24 protein-coding genes are annotated in these 24,940 nt (G+C 61.4%); 5 read left to right on the forward strand and 19 right to left on the reverse strand.

The window, feature by feature from the left end; genetic code table 11:
- Window position 1: 1 nt before the first annotated feature.
- The 10 genes from trbJ to HJA_RS03260 form a co-directional block, all read right to left on the reverse strand.
- On the reverse strand, window positions 2-727 hold the full coding sequence (trbJ, locus tag HJA_RS03215) for a P-type conjugative transfer protein TrbJ (RefSeq protein WP_035578212.1): 726 nt from the start codon (window positions 725-727) through the stop codon (window positions 2-4).
- A complete protein-coding gene (gene trbE / locus HJA_RS03220; protein ID WP_035578213.1) occupies window positions 712-3,141 on the reverse strand; it encodes a conjugal transfer protein TrbE in 2,430 nt (809 codons plus the stop codon). The genes trbJ and trbE overlap by 16 nt, the downstream gene beginning before the upstream one ends.
- Entirely contained in the window at window positions 3,135-3,407 is a 273-nt protein-coding gene (locus tag HJA_RS03225; protein WP_035578214.1) for a VirB3 family type IV secretion system protein, read from the reverse strand. The genes trbE and HJA_RS03225 overlap by 7 nt, the downstream gene beginning before the upstream one ends.
- Window positions 3,407-3,718 carry a TrbC/VirB2 family type IV secretion system protein gene (locus HJA_RS03230; protein ID WP_035578215.1) on the reverse strand — a complete coding sequence of 104 codons (312 nt, stop codon included), beginning with the start codon at window positions 3,716-3,718 and terminating at the stop codon, window positions 3,407-3,409. The genes HJA_RS03225 and HJA_RS03230 overlap by 1 nt, the downstream gene beginning before the upstream one ends.
- The gene (gene trbB, locus HJA_RS03235; RefSeq protein ID WP_051597301.1) at window positions 3,715-4,737 is read right to left on the reverse strand and encodes a P-type conjugative transfer ATPase TrbB; all 1,023 of its coding nucleotides are present in this window, start codon (window positions 4,735-4,737) and stop codon (window positions 3,715-3,717) included. The genes HJA_RS03230 and trbB overlap by 4 nt, the downstream gene beginning before the upstream one ends.
- The gene (locus tag HJA_RS03240) at window positions 4,730-5,191 is read right to left on the reverse strand and encodes a hypothetical protein (RefSeq protein WP_051597302.1); all 462 of its coding nucleotides are present in this window, start codon (window positions 5,189-5,191) and stop codon (window positions 4,730-4,732) included. The genes trbB and HJA_RS03240 overlap by 8 nt, the downstream gene beginning before the upstream one ends.
- Window positions 5,188-7,251: an IncP-type conjugal transfer protein TraG gene (traG, locus tag HJA_RS03245; RefSeq protein ID WP_051597303.1), complete on the reverse strand. Its 2,064-nt coding sequence runs from the start codon at window positions 7,249-7,251 to the stop codon at window positions 5,188-5,190. The genes HJA_RS03240 and traG overlap by 4 nt, the downstream gene beginning before the upstream one ends.
- Window positions 7,252-7,586: 335 nt before the next feature.
- Complete coding sequence (locus tag HJA_RS17785) at window positions 7,587-8,066, reverse strand: Mov34/MPN/PAD-1 family protein (RefSeq protein ID WP_162177019.1); 480 nt, start codon at window positions 8,064-8,066, stop codon at window positions 7,587-7,589.
- The gene (locus HJA_RS03255) at window positions 8,063-9,688 is read right to left on the reverse strand and encodes a HesA/MoeB/ThiF family protein (RefSeq protein WP_035578216.1); all 1,626 of its coding nucleotides are present in this window, start codon (window positions 9,686-9,688) and stop codon (window positions 8,063-8,065) included. Before HJA_RS03255 ends, HJA_RS17785 begins: the two co-directional genes overlap by 4 nt.
- Window positions 9,685-10,899 carry a CBASS cGAMP synthase gene (locus HJA_RS03260; protein WP_051597305.1) on the reverse strand — a complete coding sequence of 405 codons (1,215 nt, stop codon included), beginning with the start codon at window positions 10,897-10,899 and terminating at the stop codon, window positions 9,685-9,687. The genes HJA_RS03255 and HJA_RS03260 overlap by 4 nt, the downstream gene beginning before the upstream one ends.
- Window positions 10,900-11,003: 104 nt before the next feature.
- Here HJA_RS03260 and HJA_RS03265 point away from each other — a divergent pair, with 104 nt between their 5' ends.
- Entirely contained in the window at window positions 11,004-11,705 is a 702-nt protein-coding gene (locus tag HJA_RS03265) for a hypothetical protein (RefSeq protein WP_035578218.1), read from the forward strand.
- Between the two features lie 211 nt (window positions 11,706-11,916).
- Here the strand turns inward: HJA_RS03265 and HJA_RS03270 are convergent, their stop codons facing one another.
- From HJA_RS03270 to HJA_RS03305, 8 genes are all read right to left on the reverse strand, one after another.
- Window positions 11,917-13,749 (reverse strand): DUF3363 domain-containing protein, encoded by a 1,833-nt coding sequence (locus tag HJA_RS03270; protein ID WP_162177020.1) that lies wholly within the window; start codon window positions 13,747-13,749, stop codon window positions 11,917-11,919.
- Window positions 13,750-13,817: 68 nt separating this feature from the next.
- A complete protein-coding gene (locus HJA_RS18830; RefSeq protein ID WP_422119961.1) occupies window positions 13,818-14,672 on the reverse strand; it encodes a S26 family signal peptidase in 855 nt (284 codons plus the stop codon).
- Window positions 14,584-14,799 (reverse strand): helix-turn-helix domain-containing protein, encoded by a 216-nt coding sequence (locus tag HJA_RS03280; RefSeq protein WP_035578231.1) that lies wholly within the window; start codon window positions 14,797-14,799, stop codon window positions 14,584-14,586. The genes HJA_RS18830 and HJA_RS03280 overlap by 89 nt, the downstream gene beginning before the upstream one ends.
- 224 nt (window positions 14,800-15,023) lie before the next feature.
- Window positions 15,024-15,347, reverse strand: coding sequence for a DUF736 domain-containing protein (locus tag HJA_RS03285; RefSeq protein WP_035578234.1), 324 nt, complete (start codon window positions 15,345-15,347; stop codon window positions 15,024-15,026).
- A gap of 521 nt (window positions 15,348-15,868) precedes the next feature.
- The gene (locus HJA_RS03290; protein ID WP_051597308.1) at window positions 15,869-17,896 is read right to left on the reverse strand and encodes a ParB/RepB/Spo0J family partition protein; all 2,028 of its coding nucleotides are present in this window, start codon (window positions 17,894-17,896) and stop codon (window positions 15,869-15,871) included.
- Window positions 17,893-18,366, reverse strand: a complete 474-nt coding sequence (locus HJA_RS03295; protein ID WP_035578236.1) for a hypothetical protein — start codon at window positions 18,364-18,366, stop codon at window positions 17,893-17,895. The genes HJA_RS03290 and HJA_RS03295 overlap by 4 nt, the downstream gene beginning before the upstream one ends.
- The gene (locus HJA_RS03300; protein ID WP_035578831.1) at window positions 18,363-18,557 is read right to left on the reverse strand and encodes a hypothetical protein; all 195 of its coding nucleotides are present in this window, start codon (window positions 18,555-18,557) and stop codon (window positions 18,363-18,365) included. The genes HJA_RS03295 and HJA_RS03300 overlap by 4 nt, the downstream gene beginning before the upstream one ends.
- A 5-nt stretch (window positions 18,558-18,562) precedes the next feature.
- Window positions 18,563-19,129: an antirestriction protein ArdA gene (locus tag HJA_RS03305; RefSeq protein WP_081814493.1), complete on the reverse strand. Its 567-nt coding sequence runs from the start codon at window positions 19,127-19,129 to the stop codon at window positions 18,563-18,565.
- Window positions 19,130-19,460: 331 nt separating this feature from the next.
- Here HJA_RS03305 and HJA_RS03310 point away from each other — a divergent pair, with 331 nt between their 5' ends.
- The 4 genes from HJA_RS03310 to HJA_RS03325 all read left to right on the forward strand — a co-directional run bounded on the left by HJA_RS03310 (window position 19,461) and on the right by HJA_RS03325 (window position 21,909).
- A complete protein-coding gene (locus tag HJA_RS03310) occupies window positions 19,461-19,673 on the forward strand; it encodes a hypothetical protein (RefSeq protein ID WP_035578239.1) in 213 nt (70 codons plus the stop codon).
- A 162-nt stretch (window positions 19,674-19,835) separates the two neighbouring features.
- Entirely contained in the window at window positions 19,836-20,081 is a 246-nt protein-coding gene (locus HJA_RS03315) for a helix-turn-helix domain-containing protein (RefSeq protein ID WP_155839849.1), read from the forward strand.
- A complete protein-coding gene (locus tag HJA_RS03320) occupies window positions 20,081-21,388 on the forward strand; it encodes a type II toxin-antitoxin system HipA family toxin (protein WP_035578244.1) in 1,308 nt (435 codons plus the stop codon). Before HJA_RS03315 ends, HJA_RS03320 begins: the two co-directional genes overlap by 1 nt.
- A 71-nt stretch (window positions 21,389-21,459) precedes the next feature.
- Window positions 21,460-21,909, forward strand: a complete 450-nt coding sequence (locus tag HJA_RS03325; RefSeq protein ID WP_035578247.1) for a GNAT family acetyltransferase — start codon at window positions 21,460-21,462, stop codon at window positions 21,907-21,909.
- Window positions 21,910-22,189: 280 nt separating this feature from the next.
- On the opposite strand, the gene HJA_RS17795 is transcribed toward HJA_RS03325, so the two are convergent.
- Complete coding sequence (locus HJA_RS17795; protein ID WP_051597310.1) at window positions 22,190-24,859, reverse strand: tetratricopeptide repeat protein; 2,670 nt, start codon at window positions 24,857-24,859, stop codon at window positions 22,190-22,192.
- Window positions 24,860-24,940 lie beyond the last annotated feature (81 nt).

The raw sequence follows: 24,940 nt of genomic DNA on the forward strand, positions 1-24,940 counted from the left end.
TCTAGTCCCTCGAATAGGCGACGCCGTCGCCGACAAAGCGCTTGTGACGGATGCGGGCCTGCTCCTCGATGGCCGCCCGGCGGGACGCCTCAAGCGTCACCATTCGGTATTGCGCCGCCATCAGCTGCTGCATCTGCATCTGTTGCTCGACCGAGAGGGCGACGAGCTGGTTGCCGGCCTGCGCTACTGACAGGTTCCCGGTCGCCGACTGGCTTTCGCCGACAAGGTCGGTCAAGGTTTCTCGTGCGTCCGCAATCGAGGTCACAATCCCCGACTGGACCTGGATCGAGGCGCGGAATGCGTCGCGGCTGATCCGCCACTGGTCGGCGGCTTCGGCGACGATTTCCTCATTGGAGAGGTCTTCATAGGTGTCAGGGAAGGCGTCGCGGTACTGGCGCTCGGATTGTTCGACTTCGTAAGTGACCTCGCCCGCTTCCCGCATCAGCGTGTCGATCCGTTCCAGCAGGCGTTTCAGATGCTCGATCGAGGCATAATCGAGGCGCTTCAGATCCTCGGCCTGGTTCACCAGCATCTGTGCTTCATGCTGGAGCTGCTGGATCTGGTTGTTGATCTGCTCGAGCGTATGCGTGGCCGTCAGGATGTTCTGGACGAGATTGGTCGGGTCGAGCACGACGTCGCCGACGCCGAGCAGGGCATTGGCTGGAGGTGCGGCCAGTCCAAATGTAGAAACAGACCCCAGCAGAAGGGCAATCATTCGGCGGCGCATGGCATCTCTCCTTCGGTTCCGATGAGGTCTGCGGCCCAGTGAAGCCTGCGGGCTGCAAGCCAGGCCGGCGCAAAGCCCTCCGGACCGACTGAAGCAAGTATTTCGGAAATCAGTTTCTGGTCGGCCTTCGACCCGGCAGCACAGAAGGCGAGCGCAACCGGACCAAGGTCGAGATCGAATAGCCGGTTGCCGTCCGGCGTCTGAACATAATAGTCCCGTTTCGGCGTGGCCCGCGCGATCAGTTCGACCTGTCGGGTATTGAGCCCGAACCCTTCATACGCTGCGCGCTGCGAAGGCTCCTCGGCCCGCGCATTGGCAAGGAAAATGCGGGTCGGTGCGCTTTCAATGAGGCTGGGCGCAATGGTACTTGCCGCAATGTCCGACAGGCTCTGCGTTGCGAACACGACGGACACATTCTTCTTGCGGAGTGTCTTAAGCCAGTCGCGCAGGCGCCCGGCAAACATCGGATGATCGAGAAACAGCCAGGCCTCGTCGAGGATGAGCATTGTCGGCCTTCCATCGAACCGGGCTTCCAGTTTCGCGAACAGGTGCGCCAGCACCGGCGCGGCGAGCCGCTTGTCCTGCATCAGCGCGTCCATCTCGAAACAGAGCATGTCGGCGGTTTCGAGAGTATCCTCATCGGCATCGAGCAGGGCGCCATAGGGCCCGGCAAGCGTATAAGGCTCCAGTGCCTGCCGAAGGTCCGGTATCTGGAGGAGTGCCGCGAGACCCGTCAGCGTGCGCTGCGCGACCGGTGCCGCGCCAAGGCTCTGCAGCGCTGTCCAGACGGCCTGCTTCACCTCCGGCGTCACCGCGACACCTTCCTGCTCGATCAGTCCCTGTACCCAGGCCTGCGCCGCAGCGAGCCCGCCTTCGCTGTCGACATCCCTCAAGGGCTGGAACGCAAGATCGCCGTCGAGCCCAAGCTCATACCAGATGCCGCCCAGCGCGAGCGTCGCGCAGCGCGCCGAAGCGCCCTTGTCGAAAATGAAGACCTGCGCCTGATCATAGCGGCGGAACTGCAGCGCCAGGAGCGACAGCAAAACCGACTTTCCGGCCCCGGTCGGCCCCACGACCATCATGTGGCCGACATCGCCCTGATGCGTGACGAGCCGGAACGGCGTCGAACTCGCCGAGCGGGCCATGAGGAGCGGCGGGCCATCCAGATGCGTATTGCGCTCGGGTCCTGCCCAGAGCGAAGAGAGCGGCGCCATATGGGCAAGATTGATCGTGTTCAGCAGCGGCTGGCGGACATTGGCATAGGCTTCGCCCGGTAGCGTGCCGAGCCAGGCCTCGATGGCGTTCACGCTTTCAGTAACGCAGGTGAACCCGCGCCCGCGGATCACGCGTTCGACGGCGCGGATCTGGTCTTCGGCGATGCCGGCATCCTCATGCCGGACCACAATCGCCGTCGTGCAATATCCGAATGCGACATGGCCGGCACCGAGCGCTTGTAAGGCCTCGTCCGCATCGGCGGCCTGGTTGTCTGCATCTGTGTTGAGCAGGGTTGCCGGCTCATTGGTGAGGATTTCTCGCAGGTAGGAGGTGAGGGACCGGCGCTTGGCAAACCAGTTGCGGACATATGCGTTCAGCGTCTGCTCGGCTTGCCCCTTGTCGAGCGGCAGGAAGCGCGTCACCCAGCGAGAGGCGAAGCCGAGCTGGTCGAGTTCTGACAGGAGTCCCGGCTCGCCCGACGACGGGAACCCGTTGATCGTCAGGACCTTCAGTGTCTCGTCACCAAGGCGGGGTGAGAGGCCACCGGTCAGCGGTGTGTCGACCAGGAGCGCATCGAGACACATCGGTATGGACGGCGCCCGCACCTCCTGCCGCGCTGTCGAAATACAGGCATGGAGATAGGTGAGGGTCTCATCGTCAGAGAGGAACCGCGCCTCCGGCATCAGGTCCGCCATCATGTCGCGGGCCCGGGACGTCTCGGTTTCAAAATAAGCGAGGTGCTCGCTCCAGAAGGCCGCCGGGGCGTCGGCCGGATCCTCGATGAAGAGCTGTTCGATCCTTGCGGTCCGGTCGGCGGGCGGCATCCAGGTGAGGGTGAGGTAGCAATCGGTCTCGAAATGCCGTCCAGCTTCCTCGAAGGCTGCGCGGCGTTCCTCGTCGACCAGCCAGGCAGCCGGATCGCGCCACGAACTTTCGGGATAGATGACGGACGGCCTGCGGTCGGCTTCGATATGCAGCGCCCATCCGGAGCCGAACCGGCGAAGGAGATTGTTCATCCGCGCGGTGACGGCGACCAGTTCCTCTGCCGTCGAACTTTCAAGATCTGGCCCCCGATACGCAATCGTGCGCTGCAGGCTGCCTTCCTTGTTGAGGACAATGCCGGGTGCGATCAGGCAGGCCCATTTGAGATGGTCTGCAAGCGAGGCCGGGCGGGCGCGGTATTCACGAAGGTTCAGCATGCGTAATACGCCTTCTGGCGGATGTGCCGGATCAGCACGTCTGTGAATTGCGGATCGCGCCTTGCAGCGAAGACGCAGATCCCCTGCGCGACGATCCAGAAAACGAGCCCCACGACCCAGAGCTGGAGGCCCAGCCCGAGCGCGCCTGCCAGCGTGCCGTTTGTAATGGTCGCAAGCCTTGGCGCACCGGCGAGCAGGATCGGCGCCGTCAGCGAACGATGCACCGGCACGCTGTAGCCGGGCGGGAGGGGCGTTGCCTCAGCCATCAGAGCGTTGCCCCGCCGCCGAAGGAGAAGAAGGAGAGGAAGAATGAGGTCGCAGCAAAGGCGATCGACAGGCCGAACACGATCTGCAGGAGCTTCCGCATGCCGCCGCCGCTCTCGCCGAAGGCGAGGCCAAGGCCGGTCAGGATGATGACGATGGTCGCAAGGATCTTGGCGACCGGGCCCTCGATGGATTCGAGGATCGATTGCAGCGGGGCTTCCCAGGGCATGCCGGACCCGGCCGCATGGGCGGGGAAGGCAATTGCCGCGACTAGCAAACTCAGGCTGATGCCCTTGATCATGTCTCTGTTCATTGGGTTGGTGTCCTTTCAGGTGCGGTTGAGAGAAGCGGTTCAGAAAAAGGCAGGCTCGGCAGGACGAGCTGCAGGTCCGGCTGGACGGGCATGAGGTCGTAGCCGCCCCGTCCGAGGCCATTCATGCGCGCGACCGTCTCGACGCGGTGCCGGCCGGCGCTCCGCGAGATGTAGACGACGCAGTCGATCGTCTCGGCGATCAGGTCGTGCGGCACCTGGGCGGAGGTCTCGCCGATCAGCTGTTCGAGCCGGGAGAGACCGCCCAGGGCAGAGTTTGCATGCAGGGTGGCGATCCCGCCCGGATGTCCGGTATTCCAGGCCTTCAGCATGTCGAGCGCTTCTGCGCCCCGCACTTCGCCGATGATGATCCGGTCGGGGCGGAGACGCAGCGTCGAGCGGACAAGGTCGGCAAGCGAGACCGATCCCGGCTGTGTGCGCAGCTGCACGGAATCCTCAGCTGCCGAGACAAGCTCGCGTGTATCTTCAAGAATGACGAGCCGGTCGCCCGTCCGGGCGATTTCCGCAAGGAGCGCATTGGCAAGTGTCGTCTTGCCGGAGCCCGTGCCTCCCACGACGAGGATGTTCTCGCGGTCCAATACGGCGCGCCGCAGGGCCTCGGCATGATGAGCTGCCATGACGCCAGAGGTGACATAGTCATCCAAAGCGATAACCCGGCCTGCAGGCTTGCGGATCGAGAAACACGGTCCCGGCGATACCGGCGGCAACACACCTTCGAACCGTTCTCCACCCATCGGCAGTTCAGCCGACACGATGGGAGAGGCCGCATCCGCGCGCCGTCCCATATGGCTGGCAACCAGGCGGATGACGCGCTCGGTGTCGGCGGGAGAAACCAAACCAAGTTCAACGCGCCCGCTGCCGTGCCGTTCGACCCAGAGCTTTCCATCGGGATTGATCATGATCTCGACCACGGACGGATCATCCAGCGCCGCGACAATCTCGTTCCCGAGCGCCGTCACCAGCATGGCGCGGGTCCGCCCAAGGCTTGCGGCGTCACGCATCGGCCCGCTCCCCGCTCAAATGCTCGGGATCGCTTTCGAAGCTCGTCGCTTCGGCCGTCACATCCTCGACCGCGTTCTGGAGAATGCGCTGCCCTGACCGGAGCGCCTCGGCGACCTGACGTACGAATAGATCGAATCGGAGATCGCCCTTGGCGCGCGCCGCTTCCACCTGGTTCGCCGGCACCGGCGGCGTCACCGTCAGGAAATAATGCACGAAGGTCGCGAGCGTTTCGGCAAGCACGAGATTGTCCCGTTCGATCCGTCCGAACTGCCGCGTCAGCCGGTCGAGCCGGCGATTGATGGCAGCCTCGCGCTGATTGTCTGCCTCGCCGGAGAAATATGCCACCAGCGCCCGGTCGACGATCGCGCTTTCGGAGAGGCCCGGGCGTTTCGCCATGGCCTGGAGCCGGTGATGGGTCTCGGGCGAGATATAGGGCTGGATACGGGGTTTCATTGGCCATTCCCCGTCAGGTCAATGCCGGTTGCCTGTTCGAGGCTGTCAGCCTGCACGAGCGCCTCGAAGAGGCTGGGCTGAGGAGCGCCGTGCGACGCAGCTCGAGACCTGCCTGTCCTGGTGGGCGCGGAGACCTGCGCACGATCCCTCGCGGCATCCCGCGCCTTCTGGGGACCGAGGCCCTCGCCATCGGGCTCGATCTCCAAAGCCTGCATCAGGCCTTCATGGATCGACCGGATTTCCGTGCCCCAATCATCCGCCCGGGCGTCTGGAATGCAGGTCGCAAAGTCGGGTGCAGCTTTCAGCCGTTCGGTGAAGTTCCGGTCTTCATAGTAGCGCAGCTTCATTGCGCGCACGGGCGGAGAGCCTGCAACGAGGACAAGTTCCTGATCCGCGGGTAGCTGCATCACTTCGCCGGGCGTCAGGAGCTGGCGGGCGGTTTCCTGACGGGACACCATCTTGTGCGAGAGCCAGGGTGCGAGCCTGTGGCCGGCATAGTTCTTCATCGCCCGCTGTTCGGTCTTGGTCCCGAGCGCATCGGATATCCGCTTGGCCGTCCGCTCGTCATTGGTTGCGAACGCCACCCGCACATGACAATTGTCGAGGATCGCGTTGGAAGGGCCGTAGGCCTTTTCGATCTGGTTGAGGGACTGCGCGATCAGGAAGGCTTTCAGCCCATAGCCGGCCATATAAGCGAGGGCGCTCTCGAAGAAGTCGAGCCGGCCAAGGGCAGGGAACTCATCCAACATGAACAGGACACGGCGCCGGGTCTTCGGTTCAGCAGAAGACAGCTGCGGCGCCAGCAGTCCGCAAGCTCCGAGGATGTTCAGCGCCAGCGACCTACCGCGCGCCAACACAGATGGACGAGCATCAAGGTGTTCCGTCAGCCGCCTTCCGACCTGGTTCAGGATGAGGCGCATAAGAGGTTTCGTGCGCGAGAGGTCCGACGGCGGTACGACCAGATAGAGCGAGAGCGGTCGATCGCCCGACACCAAATCCTCGATCCGGAAATCGCTGCGCGAGGTCACTTCTGCAATCACTGGATCTCGATAGAGCGACAGGAAGCGCAGCGCAGTCGACAGCACGCCGGAAAGTTCATTCTCCGACTGGTTCATCAGTTCGCGGGCCGTCTCGGCGACCACGGGGTGAACCTTCGGTGCCTCGCCCGTGCCGAGATGATTGGTGCGGAGCATGATTGACAGCGTCGTGCGGAACGTCCGGTCCGGATCGGCCAGGAAACTCGCCACCCGCGCCAGCGTCTTCTCCCGTTCGGCATAGAGGACGTGCAGGATGACCCCGACCAGCAGCGAGTTCGCCTTGTCGACCCAGTGCCCGAGATCGCCCAGCTTGCCCTGCGGATCCACGAGAATGTCAGCAATGTTCTGGACATCGCGCACTTCGCAATGTCCCCGCCGGACCTCCATCAGGGGATTGAAATGAGCCGACGCAATGTCAGTCGGATCGAACCGCAGGCAGTGCGAGAATTCTGAACGCCAACCGGAAGTCAGCTGCCAGTTCTCGCCCTTGATGTCATGCACGAGCACCGAATGCGGCCAGGAGAGTAGGGTTGGGACGACAAGCCCCACACCTTTGCCCGAGCGCGTCGGCGCAAAGGCCATGACATGATCGGGGCCGTCATGGCGGAGATAGGAGCCATGTGCCTGGCCAAGGAACACTCCGGTGGGCTTCAATAGGCCGGACTTGCGCAGATCCTTGCCTTCCGCCCACCGCGCCGAACCAAAGGTCGAGACCCGCTTGTCCCACCGTGCCCGGAGGATCGATCCCGTCACCGCGATCACGATAGCGGCAACGCCGCCAGAGCCGGCAATCAGCCCGCCCCGGTCGAACACATCCGGCGCATAGGCATCGTATGAATACCACCAGCCGAAGAAGGCCCACGGCACATAGACCGGCATGTCCAGGATGACGAAGAGCGGCTCGCCAAGGCGCGGCGACCAGCCAAGCGACCAGGCCGTCCATTCCGTCGCGCACCAGAGCGCCACCAGGACGACAAGCAAGACGAGGATGATCTGCCAGAAGAGGTTCGTGCCATGTTTCATGACACTGAACCTGACCAATCAACCCCTCAGTCTCCAGAGAGGGAATTGGGGGGAATCTGTGGAGTGTTCTGAAGCATCAGGAAGAAAGGGGAGGCGCAGGTGAAGTTCCGGGAAAATTCCGTAGGGTCAATAAGATCCCGGAAGCGGACATTGGCAGGGAGGTTTCTGAAAGGCAGAACGTCGCCGATAGGCGTCATATGACCTTTGGCACCTGACGTCTGCCATGGGCGAAAAAGAAGACGAAAAAAAGGTTCGAGCCTTCGAGCACGCCAGTCTTCAGTAAGCCGGATTTCCCAAGACAAATACTAGATGGAGATCCCGTGAAACCGGACACATCAGCTCCTTGCAAAAACGCAATCATGTTCGGTTTCTTCAATTGGAAGGAGTTCTGAAGCCATCTTATGTTTTACGAGGGCAGTGAGGAAAAAGATACGAACGCCTTGCGCGGTTGCAATAAGGGCGACCCCGTCACCATGCATCGAGCGGATTAGCCGTGCCCATGCCCGCCTGTCGGTCCAGGAGGGGGCGCCCTGGCCTGCTGGATGCGAATGCCAGTCGCCGACCAGTGAAATCAGGCCAGATGACCGGCGCCAAGAAGCCAGCAGATGCTGCTGGTGATGGAGAGAGCAGCGTTCAAAACTGACCGGCGATGCGCGATCATGCGAGCTGGCCACCGTCAAGCCCGTAATCTCAATGTCGCGTCCGCGCCTGTATCCTTCCAGAAAGCCGCCCGTTTCAAGCGGGTGGGCGGTGCGGCGCTCTTGTTCAATCCGTTCAAGGATGGCCCGCTGAACCAACACGCGCGACTCCGTCAAGGGGCATTCCCGCATGCTGGACAGGTCTCAAGCCTGGTCGGCGTCGCGGGCTTCACCTGACGGGTCACCTCAAAATCAAGCTGTTGGGTCAGCAGGTGCTTGACGGGCTTTCCTGATGCCCAGTCCGTAACATGGGCGCTCAGGAGGGCTGCCGCAGCCATAGGGGCGGAGGGACCGTAGGGTATAAAAGCATCGTCCCCGCAAGGCTGGACCGTTTCGACCACGGCTTCTGGTTTCAGGACCCAGTAGCGGCTCTTGCCGGATTCAAGGTCTGTTTGGAGGCACCGGAAGCAACCCAATCCTGGTGCCGCGTTCAAAAAGGAGCGTACCGCAGCACCCTGACCTTCGATCCAGGCATGAAACAGCTTTGGCTGGCTTCCATCGCCTTGCTTCAGGGCATGGCGGTTCAGCCATTCGCCCACATGATGTTCACCCGTCGCATCCACAATCAGGTCATAAGACAGGATGTGATCCTCAAGCGTCTCCACAGCCCGCGAAACTGCAACGGTGTTGAGGCCTGGCAGATGCTCATCAATATGCTTCTTTATGCTGTCAGCCTTCCAGCGGCCGACTTCATTGGCACCGAGAATGTGCCGTGACGTATTGGTTGCGCGCAGTATGTCTGGATCGACAAGCGTCAGGCTGCCAATGCCGGCGCCAGCCCCAAGCTGGGACAGCGACAATGCTACATATCCGCCGATCGCGCCGCATCCAACAAGCAGCACGTTTCGCCCACTCAGGGGGCCCATGTCGCCTCCATTCCGCGACAGGATATAAGCGAGGTCGCTCCGTCGTCCCTGGAGCCGCTTAATTGGCCAACCGCGAATCTGCTGCAGGGCGGCGAGCTTGCCCCAGGACATTTGCGCGTAAACCTGCTTTTGGGCCGGGGGCAGGGCTTCCGGTTGTATTTGGAACCCGACCTGTCCATTCGCTGCGCAGACCATGCCGATCAGATCGAGTTTCCCAGTCACGCTTTTTGAGAGCTGGGTCAGGATTCTTGCAGCCAGTCCGGGGTCCCAATAGTCCACCCAGTCCAGAAACTCCCCGAGCGTTGAAGGGCGATCCTGGTCCGAGGTAAAACTCAGCTCAGACGAGGAAGACATTGCGAAAGCGCCTGCGCGTGCAGGTTTTCCCGACAGCGGTTCGAGTCTTGTGTCCACGCGCGTACGATCGGTAATCACCGAGAGCGGACCTTCATGCGTGCCGAACGACGTGGAGACGGTTTTGCCGCCGAAATGCTGCGGCAGCTCCCGGGCAATTTCGGCTTCGGCCGCCTCGCCGCAATTCTTTTCAAGATCAGTGGCGGCCTTCTGCAGGATGCCGAGACAGCATGCCGCCGCGCGGTAGGGATCAAACAGGTATCGGCGCCGATCGAAAACGCACAATTCACCTTTCTCGTCGAGATGGGGAACGACAAATCGTCCGAGCAGGGACGGATTGGGCAGAAGGAGTTGGGGCGCTTCGGTAAAGTCGGCATTGTCGAAGCGCAAAACAGCGTCCAAAATCTGGCCACGAACTTTCAGGGTGCCGGTAAAATCGATATGAGACGGGGTGGGGCGGGCGACGAAACCAGCGCGCCTCAAGCAATTGACAAGATCCTGCCGCGCCGTTTCGGCGCTCATCCTGAACGCGTGCGCGGTGCCAGGGGAGCCGGCTGACGTCTCGGCTCCTGGCTGCGGATGAGCGCGGCTTGACCGACCTGCTTGATCAGTGAAACGTCATCGGGAACACGGTCTCCGAACGCGAGCCGGGCGCGGTGCAATGCCATGCTTTTGTCTGTGGTTCCCGTCGTCGCATAGTCGAGGTGATCGGCCGCCTCTGCGAATAGGGTGCAAATCCGCTGCCGCGTATCGGCATCCCAGTCGATGCATAGGCAGTGTTCATCATCACCCGGGAACGCCGGATTGTAGACCGGGTTCTGAAACAGGTGGGACATTTCCCGGGCGACATCGCGGAGGGCGATATCTTCACGTCCCTGCGGCGGCTTGCCAATATTCCCATACGCCTCAACCGCACCCACCATGATGCAGATGGAGCCGAGCTCGTCGTCCATTTCATGCGCGTCGCGCATGCCTTTGTACGCGCGGGAGAGCCGGCGCAGGATTGATCCGTGCACGCCAATTGCATTTGCAAACCAGTTTTCCAGGGTACGCGGATCAGAAGACATCCAGCGCTTCTTGCGGTGAGCCAGCAAGATCTGATCCTCGGATAGACCTCGATAAACGGCCTCGGCCAATTCAGTCTCATGGCGCAGGCTTGCTTCGTCGAGGAATCTTGCTTGGGCATCGGCCTTGGCCAGATGCGTAAACGCGCTATCCTGGATCACATACAGCGGCAGGTCCATATGCAGGCGCTTTGATAGTCTGATGCGAACACAGGTGTCCTTGCTCGTATCCAGGCTCCAGCCTTCGCGCTCGACAAGCGGCTGGAGGGCTTTTTCGACAAGTAGGAAATAGGCCTCTGACGCAATGACGGGCCGGTCTCCAAACTGGGTTCGAAAGAAACTGATGGGCAGGAAAACGCCGTCATCCTGATCGATTTCCTGCGGCGGGGTGATCTGGCAGTCGTTTGCGGTGCCGTATTGGAAACTGCCCTGAAGCCGGAACTTCGGAGCTCTCAGCTTGGCACTTTCGGTATCGACTGGCGCGCGATCTTCAAAGAGAGCGCGTTTTGCCACGAAATTCGAAGGTTGCCGGAATGCGTCGCGCAAGGTGGAGCGTATTTTCTCCCGCGCCAAAGAAAGGGCCCGCTCGTCTGCATCAGGCACACGCAAGGCGTCAAGATATCCGGAAGAATCACCCAGCAAGGCATGGAGGTTTAGCAGTTCGGTCATGGCCGTGGCCCTTCATAAATTGTCTGCACATACCTCCCTCGCTTTCCCTCTACATCGAGTCGGGCTACAGAACAAGTCATGAACTTCCAGACGGAGTGAACGGCATGCTGTCGGTCCTGAAATTCGAAACTTCGGTCCGGCTGATCGCCAGCCTGTCGGTCATAGTCTGCGCGCTTGTGCTGCTGACGGGCTGGGTGAAGGGACCCTTCGGGCTTGTAATGAAGGCCGGTGTCATCACGCTGATAGTCACTCTACTTCTTCTGCCTCTGTACAATAAGAAATGGTTCCATGGACTCTATCGGTTGATCAGAGCCGAGAAGTACGTTTTTCCAGTTTTGGATGGCGAGTGGCGCGGAGAGATAAGATCCAACTGGCCCCTTGTCAGAAAAATGCTCGCTATTTCCAGAGGCGAGCAGTCTGGACCGTTCGACCCATTGAATGACGATCTGGGACAGTTCGATTGGGACCCACCAATTGAGGTAACGGCCATCATCGAGTCCGGATTTCTGGACTTCAAGATGACGATGTGCATGGACGGCACGACCCGTCGAAGTGAAACACTCAACGCAAAATTGGATCGCACAGAAACCGGGTCGCCAAGGCTGCGCTATATCTATCGCCAGTTTGATGAGGGCCTGGACATAGCTCCCACGGATAGGGAGTCGCATCTCGGCTCGGCGGAGCTTACACTTAGTGATGACGGGAAAACGCTCAACGGTAGATACTGGACTGACCGTGTAAGTGATAAGGGGCTCAACACCGCAGGCCGGTTGGTACTTCGCCGGGTAGAAGCACCGGCGAAGTAACATTGATGCCAAACTATCCCAGCGCAACAAGCGGCGTTGTTGATCTGCTTTTTTATTGGTTAGTACTCAAACAATCTATGCCAGGACGCGCCCTTGATTGCGTTCCGCAGTATGAACAGGCGACCGCTTTTTGGGGAGGGCTGTATTATGATGCGGTCGGGCGGTTGCTTTGCTGAGTTCCCGGCATGGCAGCCTTCGTGTGCTTCCGGGATCATTCAGGCGTCCCAATCCCGCGCCCCAACGCCCACGAAATCCTTCCCCCGCGCACGACGCCGGACACTGCCATCCCGCGCCTCTGTTCCAGCACCTGTCGCCAGGGTACAATCGTAAAATCCCTCTGCCGTTCAATGACCGCAAACTTCCCGCTCACACGCGAGACCGGCTCGCGGTAGGTACCGTCCACATGGCCCCGATCCGGTGCTGGTGAAAAGGGCTTTCCAATCTCGTCACTCAGAGACCGTCCTGCCTGGGCCAGGTCGCGCTTCAACAGCTCAGATTTCTGTGCCGCAGATAGCCCTGTGCCTGAGTCCATCCTCATTCCCAAACTCGCCAGAAACGCGCGCCGTTTCACCTGCGCCTCAGCAACCTCCCGGCCGAACCCAAGCGGCACACCGGATGGAAGAGGCGCCTCGTCCAGCCAGGTAACGCCCAGCGCTGCTTCCTGATCCTTCAGCCCAAGCTCAGATCGCACGAGCAATTGCGCCGACCTGAACCGTGCTTGCACCCGTTCGTAGTCCTTCGCGCGATCCAGATAGTCCGGTGGGATTTTCCAGTCCGCCTCAGCCGTCCGCTCCACATGACCAGCGCGCCGCAAGGCTTCCAGCCTTCTCACATGCGCCGCGACAAATTCCGGTGCCGATCGAGGATCATTCGCCTGATGCAGGCTCGCGGAATAGGTCCCGCCATTCGCGCGTGCGATCCGGTCGATCGTGATGTCTGAAGGTTTCGGCTCGAGGTTCGGCGGTGACACGGTGACGATCGCTCCGCGCTTCAACTCCTCGACCTCGCCAGCAACGCCGAGTTCGACAAAGACAGCGCGGCCTTCCAGACTGTCGATGATGGCGTAGGCCCGGTCATGTGCTTCGCCCGTGAGGCCTGTCTGCAGCACGGCGCCGGTCACACTCCGCCCATCCGAATCGGATTTGTCGAAGATCGCATCCGCATCCAGCCGCCGGTCTCCTCGTCCGGCGAGGGCGCGGTTCATCGTTTTGATGATGTCATGGCGCTCGGACAGGTCACGCAGGACGTTCCGGAAACTCTCCCGCATCTGCCAACGTCCGGCGCCGAGTTTCTGGGCAAGCCCGAGCCGTTCCAGTGTCCTGAGCCGGGCGGCATGCAAGGTGCGATAATGCGAGGGACTGTCTTTCAACAGGAACTCCCCCTCAAGATTGATCTGCCGTGCGATGAAATGGTCGATCCGGGTCACGCGTTCAGCCGCGACTTCGGCACCCAGCTTTCGCTCCTGTTCAAGCCGGGTTTCCGGACCAAGTTCCAGCGTGACCAAATCCTCCGCACGCTCGCGGATCCCATGCGAAATGTACGCCCGCGGCATGATAAGATCAGAACCATCGTCACGGCGTCCCCGGATGACCAAGTGAGCATGCGGCCGACCCGTGTCATGGTGGACTGCGCCGACCCATTCCAGCCGTGTGCCGAGGTCAGTTTCCATCTGCGAAACGAGATCGCGGACAAAGGGCTTGAGGTCTGCCATTTCCGCGCCGTCCTCCGGCGAAACGATGAACCGGAAATGATGCCGGTCATCGGCAATGGACTTGGTGAGATCGAAGACGTTGGCATCTTCGCTCATGGCGTCGAAGAGCTTGCCGCGATCCTTTTCTTCAAGCGCGGCGTCCCGGCGGATGTATCCGATATGCGCGGCGAGCGCTGCCGCGCTGGATGCCGACATGCGCACAATCCGCGCCTTGACGATGACGCGCCTCTGTCCGCCACGCGGGGCAGGACGTGGCCGAGCGGGCAGGGCAGTGCGGCGAATGCCGCCGGCGGAGGACAGGGCTTTCGTCATCCGCGTGAGATAAGTCTTCACACGTCCCCCTGATCCGGCGGACCGAATCCTGCCAGGTCTGGGCGTGAACGGATTGTCCGGCGGCGTGCTCATTCCGGCTGCTCCGGCGGGAAACAGGCCAGTTCTCCTGAATGGAGCCACCCGATTCTGTAGTTTTCATTGAACATTCGCTCAGTCGACGGAGCTATGTTTTCAGGGATAGAGCCATAAAAATCGATGTGCAGACAAGGCGATGACCCCTCATTGGCTCCATGAGCTTTTATCTTGCATTCCGTTCTGCCCCCTACTTGCCCTCTCATTCCCCCTGATCGCGCTTGGTCTGCGGAGCCCATCCAGACAGCCCGGCCGATGATGTCGGTCTTCCGTACGGCACCAAAATACCGCCCATCGAAGGAGTCCTGCGTTCGGTTCGACAGGAGCAGGACTTCGTCAGGAAGGAGGCGCCGGCAAGTCCGCCAGGGCGAAGGGAGCGGTCGTCCTGTCTTGTCTGCAGCGTGCATGCGGACGATTGGCGCGTCATTAATCGCCAGGACACCGCCGGTATTACAGACTATATCGCCTTCGAGCGCGGCAACCGTCTTGATGACGGGGATTCCAAGCGGCAAGTAGCGCCGCTGCGATGCAAACTCTGCTGCTTCCTGGGGCAGGTTCGAGACAACCTGATCACCGCGCGAAACGTGTTCAAGGGCCTCGATCCGATACCACCCCTGCGGTGCGCTTTCGCTCGGATTATAGAGCAAAATGGATGGTAGGAGCCCTGTTGCAGGAAACGCAATCAGTACCAATCCGAGGACTGAAAGCGTGCACCAGTACACTTGCCGAAACCCTCGGTTCGTACGTTTGGAATTGACCCGGTTATGATCCATGGCGAGGCTTCCGCGACTTGTTCCAGACCGTCGAAAACGCGTTGAGATCGTCCAGGTGATAGACGACGGTTCCGCCATGCTTGCGGTATTCCGGACCATCATTCGACCAGCGCCAGTTCTCCATCGTGCGCGTGGATATACGAAGATATTCGGCGGCTTCCTGTGTCGTCAGGAACGGGCTCTGCGGAGTATTCGGTTCGCTCATTGCTTTGCTCCCGGTACATCCGGAGGGAAGCAGAGGCAGATATTAATTGGCAGGGTCGAAGTCGCTGTGAACCCGAAGTCACTCTGCAGGTAACCAAGATTTTCGATGTCCCGCTGCCCATGGCAGCGGGTCCATACTTCCTGGTGTTTTGAGAACTTCAAACAGGGATAAGCCACCCCGGAGGAGTTCTCCGGAGCGGCTTCGATGGGATGTGATGCCGGAACCTAGTCCCTGGGGTTCCAGAGGATCACGTGGCGGCCTTTCTTGCCCTTGACCGGGGCAAGGTTCGCATAGATCCGGCGGGGACCGATTTGCGGGTCCGCGAGGGTCAGCGAGACATATTCGCGTCCCGAAGACTTCGCCTTGCGCATCCAGCCGCCGCCGATTTCGGTCGAGGTGTCTCCGGCGAAGATGCGGTAGTCCGGTTGGCCTTCAGAGGCTTTCTCGCCATTCTTCTCGATGCGGATGGCCGCATTGAGGTTCATCATTGCGAGGGTGCCTTCGAAGCCGGCCTTGGTCTCGCTGACATATCCGAGTGCGTTTGCCATTGGGGTTCTCCTTTTCGTTCCTTTGGCTCTGTCTCCGGGGACCCCTTGTCCCCGTCGACGCCGGACCGTGAGGACGGGCTGACACGGGCCTGAACCCGCTCTCTTGCGCGCTCACTTATCCGAAAAGTGGGGACCACTTTTCGGGCGAGACGCGAGGCGGGGCGCAACGCAGTGGAGCACCGGACGGGCGGGGAATTTTGCTTCGCGGTGAATGCGTGGAACACGCAGAGGAAAATTCTTCGTTCGTCCGGTTTCAAGGCCGGGTCGGCGCGTCCAGGTCATACGGCAAGAGACGGGAACAAGGGGGCCGAAGACCGCTGCCAATGGAAGGGAGTAACCCACTCCCGCATGCGCTCTGATATGCCTCACGAGACCTTGAGACGGGCGATTTTTCGGGAGGCATTTTCGCCATGACGAACCGCAATTGCACTGCTGTTTGCATTGCTAAACTCGAATGCGAAAAGCCGCCCGATGCCAGGCACCGGACGGCTCGCACATTGCCTGAGAGGTGGAGACAAACTTCAGGCAGCGGCGTCTTCGCAAGGCTCCGCTTCGGGCTGGGACATGTCTTCATCCTCACCCTTGAACACGCCCGCAATCCGTTCCCACGCTTCGACAGTCGCGCAGCCTGCGCCCTCGACTAGGCGTGTCGGTGGCACCTGCATCCAGCCGGGACGCCAGCCGGGATTGGCAGTGCAATCCACACCCTCGATCCGGTTCCGGATCAGCGCCTTCTGCACCTTGCCGGTCTCCTTGACGACGCTCTCCGCTACGCTCGGAGACGCAATGTTCGCGACCATCGCATGGATCGCCCGCTTGTCGCGGAGCAGCTCGAAGAAGGCATCGTCCGGCGACCAGTATCTGCCAAGGTTGGTGCCGCAGACATGCAGCACGGCTTCGACCACTGGCCCTCCCGCTTCGAGTGTTTCGGCCATCGTGAGCGCAAGGACCTGCATGACTTCTTCGTCCGACATGGCGAGCAGAGCGGAGAAGGTTTCGCAGAGCGAATAGGCATCGCCATTGGCGCGCGGCGCCATGGTTCCGAGCGCGGTGAACAGCGTCTCGACCTGTTCAGAGGCCGCCGCGATTTCAGCCCGTGCAACAGAGGTCGCCACACTCTCATGCGTCTCGTTCTTGCGCGCCCCGCATACATGCGGGCGAACGTTCCAGAGCGACGACCCCGTTGTCGCGTGGGCCACCATCAGGCGGAGCGCAATGGCGGGCGCGCCAATCAGGCTGGCGGCGGCTGCGCCGTGCCGGTGAAGGCCGACATATTCTGCCATCGGGCCGGACATTTCGGGCTTGATGTCGGCAGGTGTGGGCGCATCTCCGTCCTCTGTCTGGCGCTTCGTCCGTCGCGCTTCCGAAGCCTTCAGCCAGCCTTCATGGAACGTCACCGTCCCGTCATGGCGCTGCTCCACATAGACCTTTCCACCCTTCTTCTTCGTGGTCTGGACGTATTCCCAGCGCTGGAAGTAGGCCCCCCGCTCGAGACCGATGACATCGGCCCAGCCGCGGGCCAGGTATTGCTCGATCCGGGCGGAAACTTCCGCTGCCTGAGCGGCCCAGAAAGCCTCAGCGTCCGCAAAGACAGCGCGCTCTCCGAAGAGGTCCGCCGTCACCGCGCCAGTGTACTGGTCAAGGTCAAACAGGGCCTTGTCGGTGGTGATCGCGGTGCCGCCTGTCACCCATGCCTTGCAGGCCCGCCCGAACGGCGCCCGTTCAGTTTCACTCTCCCAGAGTTTCAGCCACTCGGCCTGTTGGGCTGGTGTCGCAAGCGTCAGCGCGCGGATTGTTTCCCGGTCGATTTCATCGTCGGCATAGAGCTTGCGGATCGGCGCGGCGAGGCCCGCAAGGGCGAGGACGCGGCGCACAAGAAGCTCTGTCACGCCGAAGAAAGTTGCGATGTCTTCCGGGGCTTTGCCTTCGTCTGCGAGCTTCCTGAACGCCACATATTGTTCCATTTCCGTCGCAGGCAGCCGGGCGACATTCTCGATGATGGACGCCTCGATAGCGGAGGCCGCATCCTCCTCGCTCATCACGGCGCACGGGACGAGCGGATTGGTGCCGGTTTCCTTGGCGAGTTCGAGCAGCGCAAAGTAACGGCGGCGGCCTGCGATGACGCCGTAGCCTTCGCCTTCGCGGCGGACGAGGAGCGTCTGGCGGATGCCCTTTTCGCGGATCGACGGCAGGATGTCGGACACGTCCGGCTTCTTGCGCCCGTGCCGCATGTTGAGTTTGGAAACGTTCAGCTGGTCGAGCGGAATGTGGGTGAGTTCGGGCTGTGCCATCGGGGTCTCCTTTTCTGGCGGGTAAAGGGAGAGGCCCAGCGCCCATGCCGGGCCGCTCCAGTGAATGTCGCAATAGGGAAAGCCGTCCCGGTCGAAGGCCGGGACCGGGTCAGTCCGGCCCCAGTCATAGTCGCGGACGCGGATGCGCGGCGCGCGGCCTGCGACCCAGATTTCGACGATGCGCGCGTCTTCGACGACTAGCGTCATCTGAGGTCGCGGACCCAGAACCCGCTCGGCTTCGGTAAGGGCGCGGCTCATGTCTGCGCCTCACCCGCCGGGGCTGCACGGAGGCGCGCCAGCACGGCGCGGGCGGTGTCCAAGGCCTCCGGCAGAAGTTCGTCTGCCACTTCAGTCAGGTAGGCATTATCCGATCCCGGATAGTTCGCTTCGACGCCCCAGAGGCTGGCGGCGTGAGAGTCCAGCGTGACGCCTTCGAGTGTGACGGAGAGCACAATCCCGCAATAGAACCAGTCGCCCTTTCGCCATCCTTCCATGACAGCTTCGGCCTCGGCCTGCGCCTTGGCGAAGCGCTCCCGGAATCCGTTTCCGGGGCCAATAAATCCGGGGGCGTCCTTATAGAGCGACGGCCAGAATCCATCGTTGCGCTGGTCGGGGGCATCCGGACAATCGTCCTGGACAATGGCTGCCATGATTGTGAACCCGTCCACTTCGCAGGTGATCGTGTCACCTGCACAGACGAAGGTGGCAAAGCGTTCGGAAAAGCTCATGACACCCTCCGAAGCTCGAAGCCATTCTGATCGCAGATGCCACGCAGCTTGAGCGCCTCGCTGTCATCAAGTTCGTCACCTGCCTGCCGATAGATGCTGCCCTGCGCGAACCCTGCCGGGGTCTTCACGACATGTGCCCAGCGATACTGGCCACGGCCATCTTCGCGCGGTCTGGTCTGGTATCTGGCCATGACGATCACCGCGACCAGAAGATGTGGACCTGATCGAATCCGGTCTCGACGGTGAAGATGTCGCCGTTCAGCGCCATATCCCGGCCCATCGCGTCCCAATCAATGTAGTATTGGAGGGAGGCCGGGATTTCGGTGCCGCACTCGCGGGTCAGTTCTTCGGCAAATTCTGCGATCGAGCGGTATTCGCCCGCATAGTCATCGAAGGCAGCGCGGGCCTGCTCTAGGTCGTCGTCGTAGTGGCGGTGGACTTTCGCCCCGAGGCGTCCGTGTTCGGAGATGAAGTCCGCCAATGCGCACACGGTCTCGAACGAGGCGTATTCCGACAGGCTCGCGCCTTCGAAGCCCTCATAATCGTGGATCGCCCATTCCTCTGCGCCGGGCAGCGGCGATGCCGCCAGCATGGCGCGTACCTGGCCCATGATTTCGTCAGGTGTGGTGGCGTCGATCCAGCGCCCATGCAGGCAGCCATTATTGTAGGCCGCAAGGCAGGCCACATAGATGCGGGGGGCATCTTCAGATGGGGGTGCGGTAGCTGTTCCAAGGGGTGGAGGGGTTGCGGTGTTGCAGGGCATGTCGGGTCTCCTTCTTCAGCCGCGTCCTTCCCGCGACAGGCGGGGGTGGGCGGCGGAAAAGGCCGGCAGGCCGGGCGGACAAGCGGCATGCGCAAGGCGGGAAGGTAGGAGACCTTTAGACGCAAAATACGATTGATCTCCGTCGCCTTGCGCGTGCGGCGCGCCCGGCCAGACGTGCCGTCCGCCCACACCCGCCGTGCGATGAGCCTTCGAGGCGTCAGGGGGAGAGCCGGGCTCTCAGACCCGCTTGTAATGCCGGAACTTGCTGCCCGGCCCGAATCGGAGATTCCTTCCCATCGAATTCGGAGTATTCCTGATTGGAGGACAGCCCATGTCTGTCTGGTTCCCATTCGGTTTCGAACAGAGCCGGGCCGCCCATGATGCGGCTATCCGGCTGAGGCAGGCCTTTCCCGCTCTGAACATCCGCCTTCATGAGGGCCGGATCGAGATTTCGGCGATCCCTCCTCAAGACGAAGCTTTGGTTCTGAACGCGGCAGCTGAAACGCTGATTTCCTGCCGTGATGGCAGAGCCGAAGCCGCCTGACTCGCATCAGCAGGCATTTGCCGAGATTGCGGGCTGTACGGTCCGGTGAGAAACGATGAACCGATCAGACCCGCTATTATACGGGAAAGCGTATTAACTTGAATTATACGAGTTTGCGTATATATTGAGTTCATGCGCGAATGCGTATAAGGAGTTGGTGCATTGTCTGATCTTGTCCGGAGCCCGCGCATGGCGGGGGAATTGGTACGAAAGGCGCGCCTGGCGGCTGGCTTGTCGCAGGCTGAGCTTGCCGAACGGATGCGTGTGCGCCAAGCCACGGTCTCCAAGCTGGAATCCGGAGAGCCTGCGACCCGAATGGCGGTTTTCTTTGATGCGTTGACGGCCCTGGGGCTCGAGCTCGTTGTTGCAAAGCGTGGCAGCAAGGCAGACTTTGGAGATCTCTTCTAATGGCACGCCGGCCCCGGACGCAGCGGCTGAACGTCTATCTCAATGCGCGGCTTGTCGGACGGCTCGAAAAAGCGGGCACCGGGGCGGTGTCCTTTCGCTATGATCCGGACTGGCTAGGCTGGCCGGGCGCGATGCCCGTGTCGATCTCGATGCCGATGTCGACACAGGTGTACCGCGGCGCGCAGGTTATCAATGTCTTTGAAAACCTGCTACCGGACGCCGAACGGGTCCGGCGAAATGTTGCCGAACGGCTGGGCGCCGATGGGACGGACGCTTTTTCCCTATTGGCCGTGACGGGGCGAGACTGTGTCGGCGCGCTGCAATTCCTGCCGCCCGAAGATGTACCCGGCACGGCTGGCGAGGTGAACGGAACTGCAATGAATGAGGCAGAGATTGCGGGCCTCATCCGGCAATTGCGGATCAATCCTCTGGGGCTTGATCCGGACAATGGCGATTTCCGGATTTCCATTGCCGGCGCCCAGGACAAGACCGCCTTGTTGAAAAAGGACGGTGTCTGGCATCGTCCCATCGGTACGACGGCAACAACGCATATCCTGAAACCGGCAATCGGGGTTGTCCAGAACGGCATCGACCTGACGGACAGTGTACAGAATGAATATGCTTGCCTGAGACTCTGCGCCTTGCTCGGCCTCGATGTGGCGGAGGCAGAAATCGTCACATTCGAAGACCAGATGGCTTTGAGCGTGACGCGGTTTGACCGGATGTGGACCGGAGATGGCAGGTTGCTGCGCCTGCCGCAGGAGGATTTCTGCCAGGCCTTGTCCGTACCGTCGACGCGCAAATACCAGAAGGAAGATGGCCCGGGCATGCTGCAAATTCTGGAACGTCTGAAGGAGAGCGACCGGGCCAATGAAGACCGGTATGCCTTCTTCAAGGCGCAAGTCATATACTGGCTGCTGGGAGCGACGGACGGACATGCGAAGAATTTCTCGATCGCACTCCAGCCCGGCGGCGGTTTCTGGATGACGAAACTCTACGATGTCCTGACCGTGCAGCTTGTCGTGGATGATCGGCGGATAGGCCAGAACCGGTTCAAGCTGGCCATGTCGGTGGGTGACAACAACCGCTACCAGGTCAACCAGATCGCCCGTAGGCATTTCGAGCAGACAGCGGCTGCTGCCGGCTTGCCCAAAGGCACATTAGACATGGTCCAGGCCGAACTGAACGCGGCGATCCCACCTGCGTTGGACACGCTGGGTGAACTTGCCGGAAACACTATTCCTGAGGCGCTGATCAACAGTATTGCAGGGGGTGTGCGGTCCCGGCTGGCTATATTGAACCTCTGAAGCAAGTGATTCCGACGGCCTGACTGCCGGGGCTGGTATCGGTCCGCCGAATCTTCCAGTCTCGAACCGTCATGACGATGCATGTAAGAGATTTCCGCGAAACCGACCGGCCCGCGCTGACCGCGCTCTGGGAGGCCTGCGGGCTGACCCGGCCCTGGAACGACCCGAATGACGACATCGACCGGGCTGTCTCAGCCCGGGAAGCGACCATTCTTGTTGGCTATCGCGGAGACCAGCTGATCGGAAGCGTGATGGCAGGGCATGATGGCCACCGCGGATGGGTCTATTACCTTGCGCTCGATCCGGCGCATCAGGGACGCGGCGCAGGCCGGGAGCTGATGGAAGAGGCAGGCCTCTGGCTTACGTCGCGCGGCGCCCCGAAACTCGAACTCATGGTACGTGATGGCAACGACCGCGCCGCCAAATTCTATGAATCCATTGGCTTCGAGCGCCAACAGGTGACTGTCTATGGCAAATGGCTGAAAGCCCCGTCAGAGTCATCAGCCCGGAAAGCTTCTTGATACAATAGAGATATCACGCACCCGCGACCCCTCTGGCTGTAAGGCCAGTGGGAAGCGCGCGGTGCGGCCCCGGCCGGCGAGCCCCCGCAGCGCCGGACCGTCCGGCCGGGCGGTCCGGGGACCGGAGACGAGCCGGGCCAGCAAGACCATCCATTTACCAAATGGGCTCTCGCCACCTGGACAGCCCCGCGCAAGCGGGCCGGGGGAGGGCGATGCCTGAAGCGAAGGATTCCTGCGGCTGGTCAGTACCAGTTTAAAGAGGCAACATGCGGCGATGAGCCTATCCCGATTTTAGCTGGGCGAGCAGGTTCTTCGCTTGCTGAAGGAGCAGGTTGATCTGCTCCGTCGTCTGGGTGTTGCCTGTGTCATCATAGTACTCCAGCGTTTCATTCCAGAGACGGATGGCGTGCTCCAGATGCGCGCTGTCGTTTTGGAGCCGCCCGAGTGTCATCAAGGCCGCGCCGAGACCGACCTGGGTGTCAGCCCAGTTCTCCGGCGTGGCATCGCGTGTTCGCACTTCCAGTGCTGTCTGGAGCACCTCGATCCCTGTCCGCACTCGTGCGGGATCGCCAGTCATGCCTCCGAGCGTCACCAGGGCTGTGCCGAGCCCGGCCTGGGTCGTCGCCCAGGTAACGGGCATTGCTTGGCGAGTATGCACCTGAAGGATTTTCTCAAATCCATTGATCGCTCTCTCGATTTGCTGGGCGTTCCCGGTCATCCCGCCGAGCCTGGTCAGAGCAAAGCCGAGATTGATCCGGGTTGCAGCCCAGTCGGCGGGCATAGCCTCGCGTGTCCGCACTTCCAGCGCAGAAGTAAAGGCGTCGACGGCCTCCTGCATGTGCGCGGTATTCCCGGTCATCCCGCCGAGCGTCTCAAGCACGCCGCCGAGATTGTTCAGGGTTGTGGCCCAAGCTGCGGGCATGGCCTTGCGGGTATGTACTTCCAGCGCGCCGCGGTAGGTCTCGATCGCCTCCTCAAGGCGCGGCACGTCTCCGGTGGTCTCGCCCAGCCTTGCCAGCACGAGCGCGAGATTGTTCTGGGTCGCGGCCCAGTCAGCGGGGGTGGTCTTACGTGACCGCACTTCCAATGCGGCTTTATAGGCCTCGACCGCTTCTTCCATGTGCTGGATATTTCCGGTGATTGCGCCAAGTGTTTCAAGGGCTGCACCGAGATTGTTCTGCGTCATGGCCCAGTCTGCGGGCACAGCTTCGCGAGTCCGCACCTCCAGTGCGTTCGTATGGGCGCAGATTGCCTCTTCGAGATACGTGACTTTCTCTGTGATCGACCCGAGCGTTGCCAGTACAAGTCCGAGATTGTTCTGGACTTCGGCCCAGGCAGCCGGCATGGCCTCGCGTGTGCGCACATCCAGCGCGGCCCGGTAGGCTTCGACCGCCTCCTCAAGGCGAGGCGGGTCGCCGGCGATTTCACCGAGACTCATCAGCGCGGCGCCGAGACCGGCCTGGGTTGTGGCCCATTCGGCGGGGGAGGACGCGCGGCTGAACACCGAGAGGGCGGCTTTGTAGGCTTGGACCGCATTTTCCAGACGCGGGACATCACCGGTGACCCTCCCGAGCGTTTCCAGCGCAAGCCCGAGATCACTCTGGGACCCGGCCCAGTCGGACGGCATAGCCTCGCGCGACCGCACTTTCAGGGCGGCTTTGAAGGCCTCGACCGCTTCCTCAAGGCAGGGGACATTTCCGGTGATCCTGCCAATCTTCTCAAGTGAACTGCCCAAATTGGCCTGGGTCAGGGCCCAGCCAGCGGGGGTTGCCTCGCGTGTACGGACCTCCAGCAGGGTCCGAAAGGCATCGGCCGCCTCCTGAAGGCGCGGGACATCCCCGGAAATCCCTCCGAGAGTCGCCAGAGCGGTGCCGAGATTGTTCTGGGCCAGCCCCCAGTCTTCGGGCGCGGTCTCGCGTGGAGTGGCTTCCAGTGCGGCCTTGTAGGCCTCGACTGCCGGAAGCAGGAATTTCATGCCGCCAAACTTGTCTGACAGGTCCTGCAGCATGTCGCCCGCACGAAGCAGGATCTTCGGGTCCTTCAAGGCCGGGACATCTCTTTCCCTCAGCGCGATCCGTTCGATTTCGACCTGGGCGTTGAGGCCACCGCGCAGGGCGAATTCCAGGAGCTGGTCCAATGCCGCATTGATCCTCCCAGCATCCGAACTTGCATACTGGGCGCGGACATCCCGCAGGTCCTGACCTGCCGCCCTGCGATTTATGATGGTCACCAGGCGCAGCAAGCTGGCAATCAAGACCAGGTCGAGGAATACGCGGAAAACGAATGTCAGCCCACGGCCCAACCCTCCGTCTGCCTCCAGGCCGCTCACATTTCCGAGGCCGTAGACTTCAGAGGCGTCGACGAGCGGGACACCCTTCAGGATTTCGCCCCAGACGAAGGCAGCCGTGGTGGCAATCGGTACTACGGCCTGGCCGCGATAGATGGTCTCCTGTTCGGACAATCTGACAAAGCCGAGGGTGAAAAAGACGATCAGGAACAGCAGACCTGCCAGAATTTCATTACCGTAATCGTTTTCTTGTTGGTGATCCCGGCCGTTGTCTTCTGCAACCTGCCGCTCCAGCTCATCCTGTTCCCAGGCGCGATAGATCGATAGCACGGTGACGATGCCGGCGAATACGGCGCCGATGGCGACGAAAACGGGCGCGAAGACAGCGACGCCTGCAAGCGCTAGGAAGACGCCGATAAAGCACATCCATCGATAAACCGGCCGCCCAAACTTGATGCCGGTTAGGGGAGCTATGATGCGCACCAGGACATGATCAACGGCTCTCAAGAGAGGCAGGAGAACCAGGTTGAGAAGGGGCTGTCCAACGAGACGGAACAGGGCGAAGATGACCAGCCCGGCAACAACCGCAATGAAAGCAGAGGCAATGCCATTCACAATTGGATTCATTGCGTGGTCCACTGCGGCCTGAAGCCAGCTCGGCATAATCGCTTACTCCCACACGTTTCCCGGTTGGTTAGCATTCATATGCTGTCGATTATTTCAACCCGAATACGGCCTGGGCCC

Source organism: Hyphomonas jannaschiana VP2 (assembly GCF_000685215.1).
Lineage (GTDB): Bacteria > Pseudomonadota > Alphaproteobacteria > Caulobacterales > Hyphomonadaceae > Hyphomonas > Hyphomonas jannaschiana.

Excerpts from the sequence above, each read along its gene's own strand:
- trbJ (WP_035578212.1), bottom strand. The coding sequence starts at position 727 with ATGCGCCGCCGAATGATTGCCCTTCTGCTGGGGTCTGTTTCTACATTT.
- trbE (WP_035578213.1), bottom strand. The coding sequence starts at position 3,141 with ATGCTGAACCTTCGTGAATACCGCGCCCGCCCGGCCTCGCTTGCAGAC.
- HJA_RS03225 (WP_035578214.1), bottom strand. The coding sequence starts at position 3,407 with ATGGCTGAGGCAACGCCCCTCCCGCCCGGCTACAGCGTGCCGGTGCAT.
- HJA_RS03230 (WP_035578215.1), bottom strand. The coding sequence starts at position 3,718 with ATGAACAGAGACATGATCAAGGGCATCAGCCTGAGTTTGCTAGTCGCG.
- trbB (WP_051597301.1), bottom strand. The coding sequence starts at position 4,737 with ATGCGTGACGCCGCAAGCCTTGGGCGGACCCGCGCCATGCTGGTGACG.
- HJA_RS03240 (WP_051597302.1), bottom strand. The coding sequence starts at position 5,191 with ATGAAACCCCGTATCCAGCCCTATATCTCGCCCGAGACCCATCACCGG.
- traG (WP_051597303.1), bottom strand. The coding sequence starts at position 7,251 with ATGAAACATGGCACGAACCTCTTCTGGCAGATCATCCTCGTCTTGCTT.
- HJA_RS03255 (WP_035578216.1), bottom strand. The coding sequence starts at position 9,688 with ATGAGCGCCGAAACGGCGCGGCAGGATCTTGTCAATTGCTTGAGGCGC.
- HJA_RS03260 (WP_051597305.1), bottom strand. The coding sequence starts at position 10,899 with ATGACCGAACTGCTAAACCTCCATGCCTTGCTGGGTGATTCTTCCGGA.
- HJA_RS03265 (WP_035578218.1), top strand. The coding sequence starts at position 11,004 with ATGCTGTCGGTCCTGAAATTCGAAACTTCGGTCCGGCTGATCGCCAGC.
- HJA_RS18830 (WP_422119961.1), bottom strand. The coding sequence starts at position 14,672 with ATGGCGGAACCGTCGTCTATCACCTGGACGATCTCAACGCGTTTTCGA.
- HJA_RS03280 (WP_035578231.1), bottom strand. The coding sequence starts at position 14,799 with ATGAGCGAACCGAATACTCCGCAGAGCCCGTTCCTGACGACACAGGAA.
- HJA_RS03285 (WP_035578234.1), bottom strand. The coding sequence starts at position 15,347 with ATGGCAAACGCACTCGGATATGTCAGCGAGACCAAGGCCGGCTTCGAA.
- HJA_RS03290 (WP_051597308.1), bottom strand. The coding sequence starts at position 17,896 with ATGAGCCGCGCCCTTACCGAAGCCGAGCGGGTTCTGGGTCCGCGACCT.
- HJA_RS03295 (WP_035578236.1), bottom strand. The coding sequence starts at position 18,366 with ATGAGCTTTTCCGAACGCTTTGCCACCTTCGTCTGTGCAGGTGACACG.
- HJA_RS03300 (WP_035578831.1), bottom strand. The coding sequence starts at position 18,557 with ATGGCCAGATACCAGACCAGACCGCGCGAAGATGGCCGTGGCCAGTAT.
- HJA_RS03305 (WP_081814493.1), bottom strand. The coding sequence starts at position 19,129 with ATGCCCTGCAACACCGCAACCCCTCCACCCCTTGGAACAGCTACCGCA.
- HJA_RS03310 (WP_035578239.1), top strand. The coding sequence starts at position 19,461 with ATGTCTGTCTGGTTCCCATTCGGTTTCGAACAGAGCCGGGCCGCCCAT.
- HJA_RS03320 (WP_035578244.1), top strand. The coding sequence starts at position 20,081 with ATGGCACGCCGGCCCCGGACGCAGCGGCTGAACGTCTATCTCAATGCG.
- HJA_RS03325 (WP_035578247.1), top strand. The coding sequence starts at position 21,460 with ATGACGATGCATGTAAGAGATTTCCGCGAAACCGACCGGCCCGCGCTG.
- HJA_RS17795 (WP_051597310.1), bottom strand. The coding sequence starts at position 24,859 with ATGCCGAGCTGGCTTCAGGCCGCAGTGGACCACGCAATGAATCCAATT.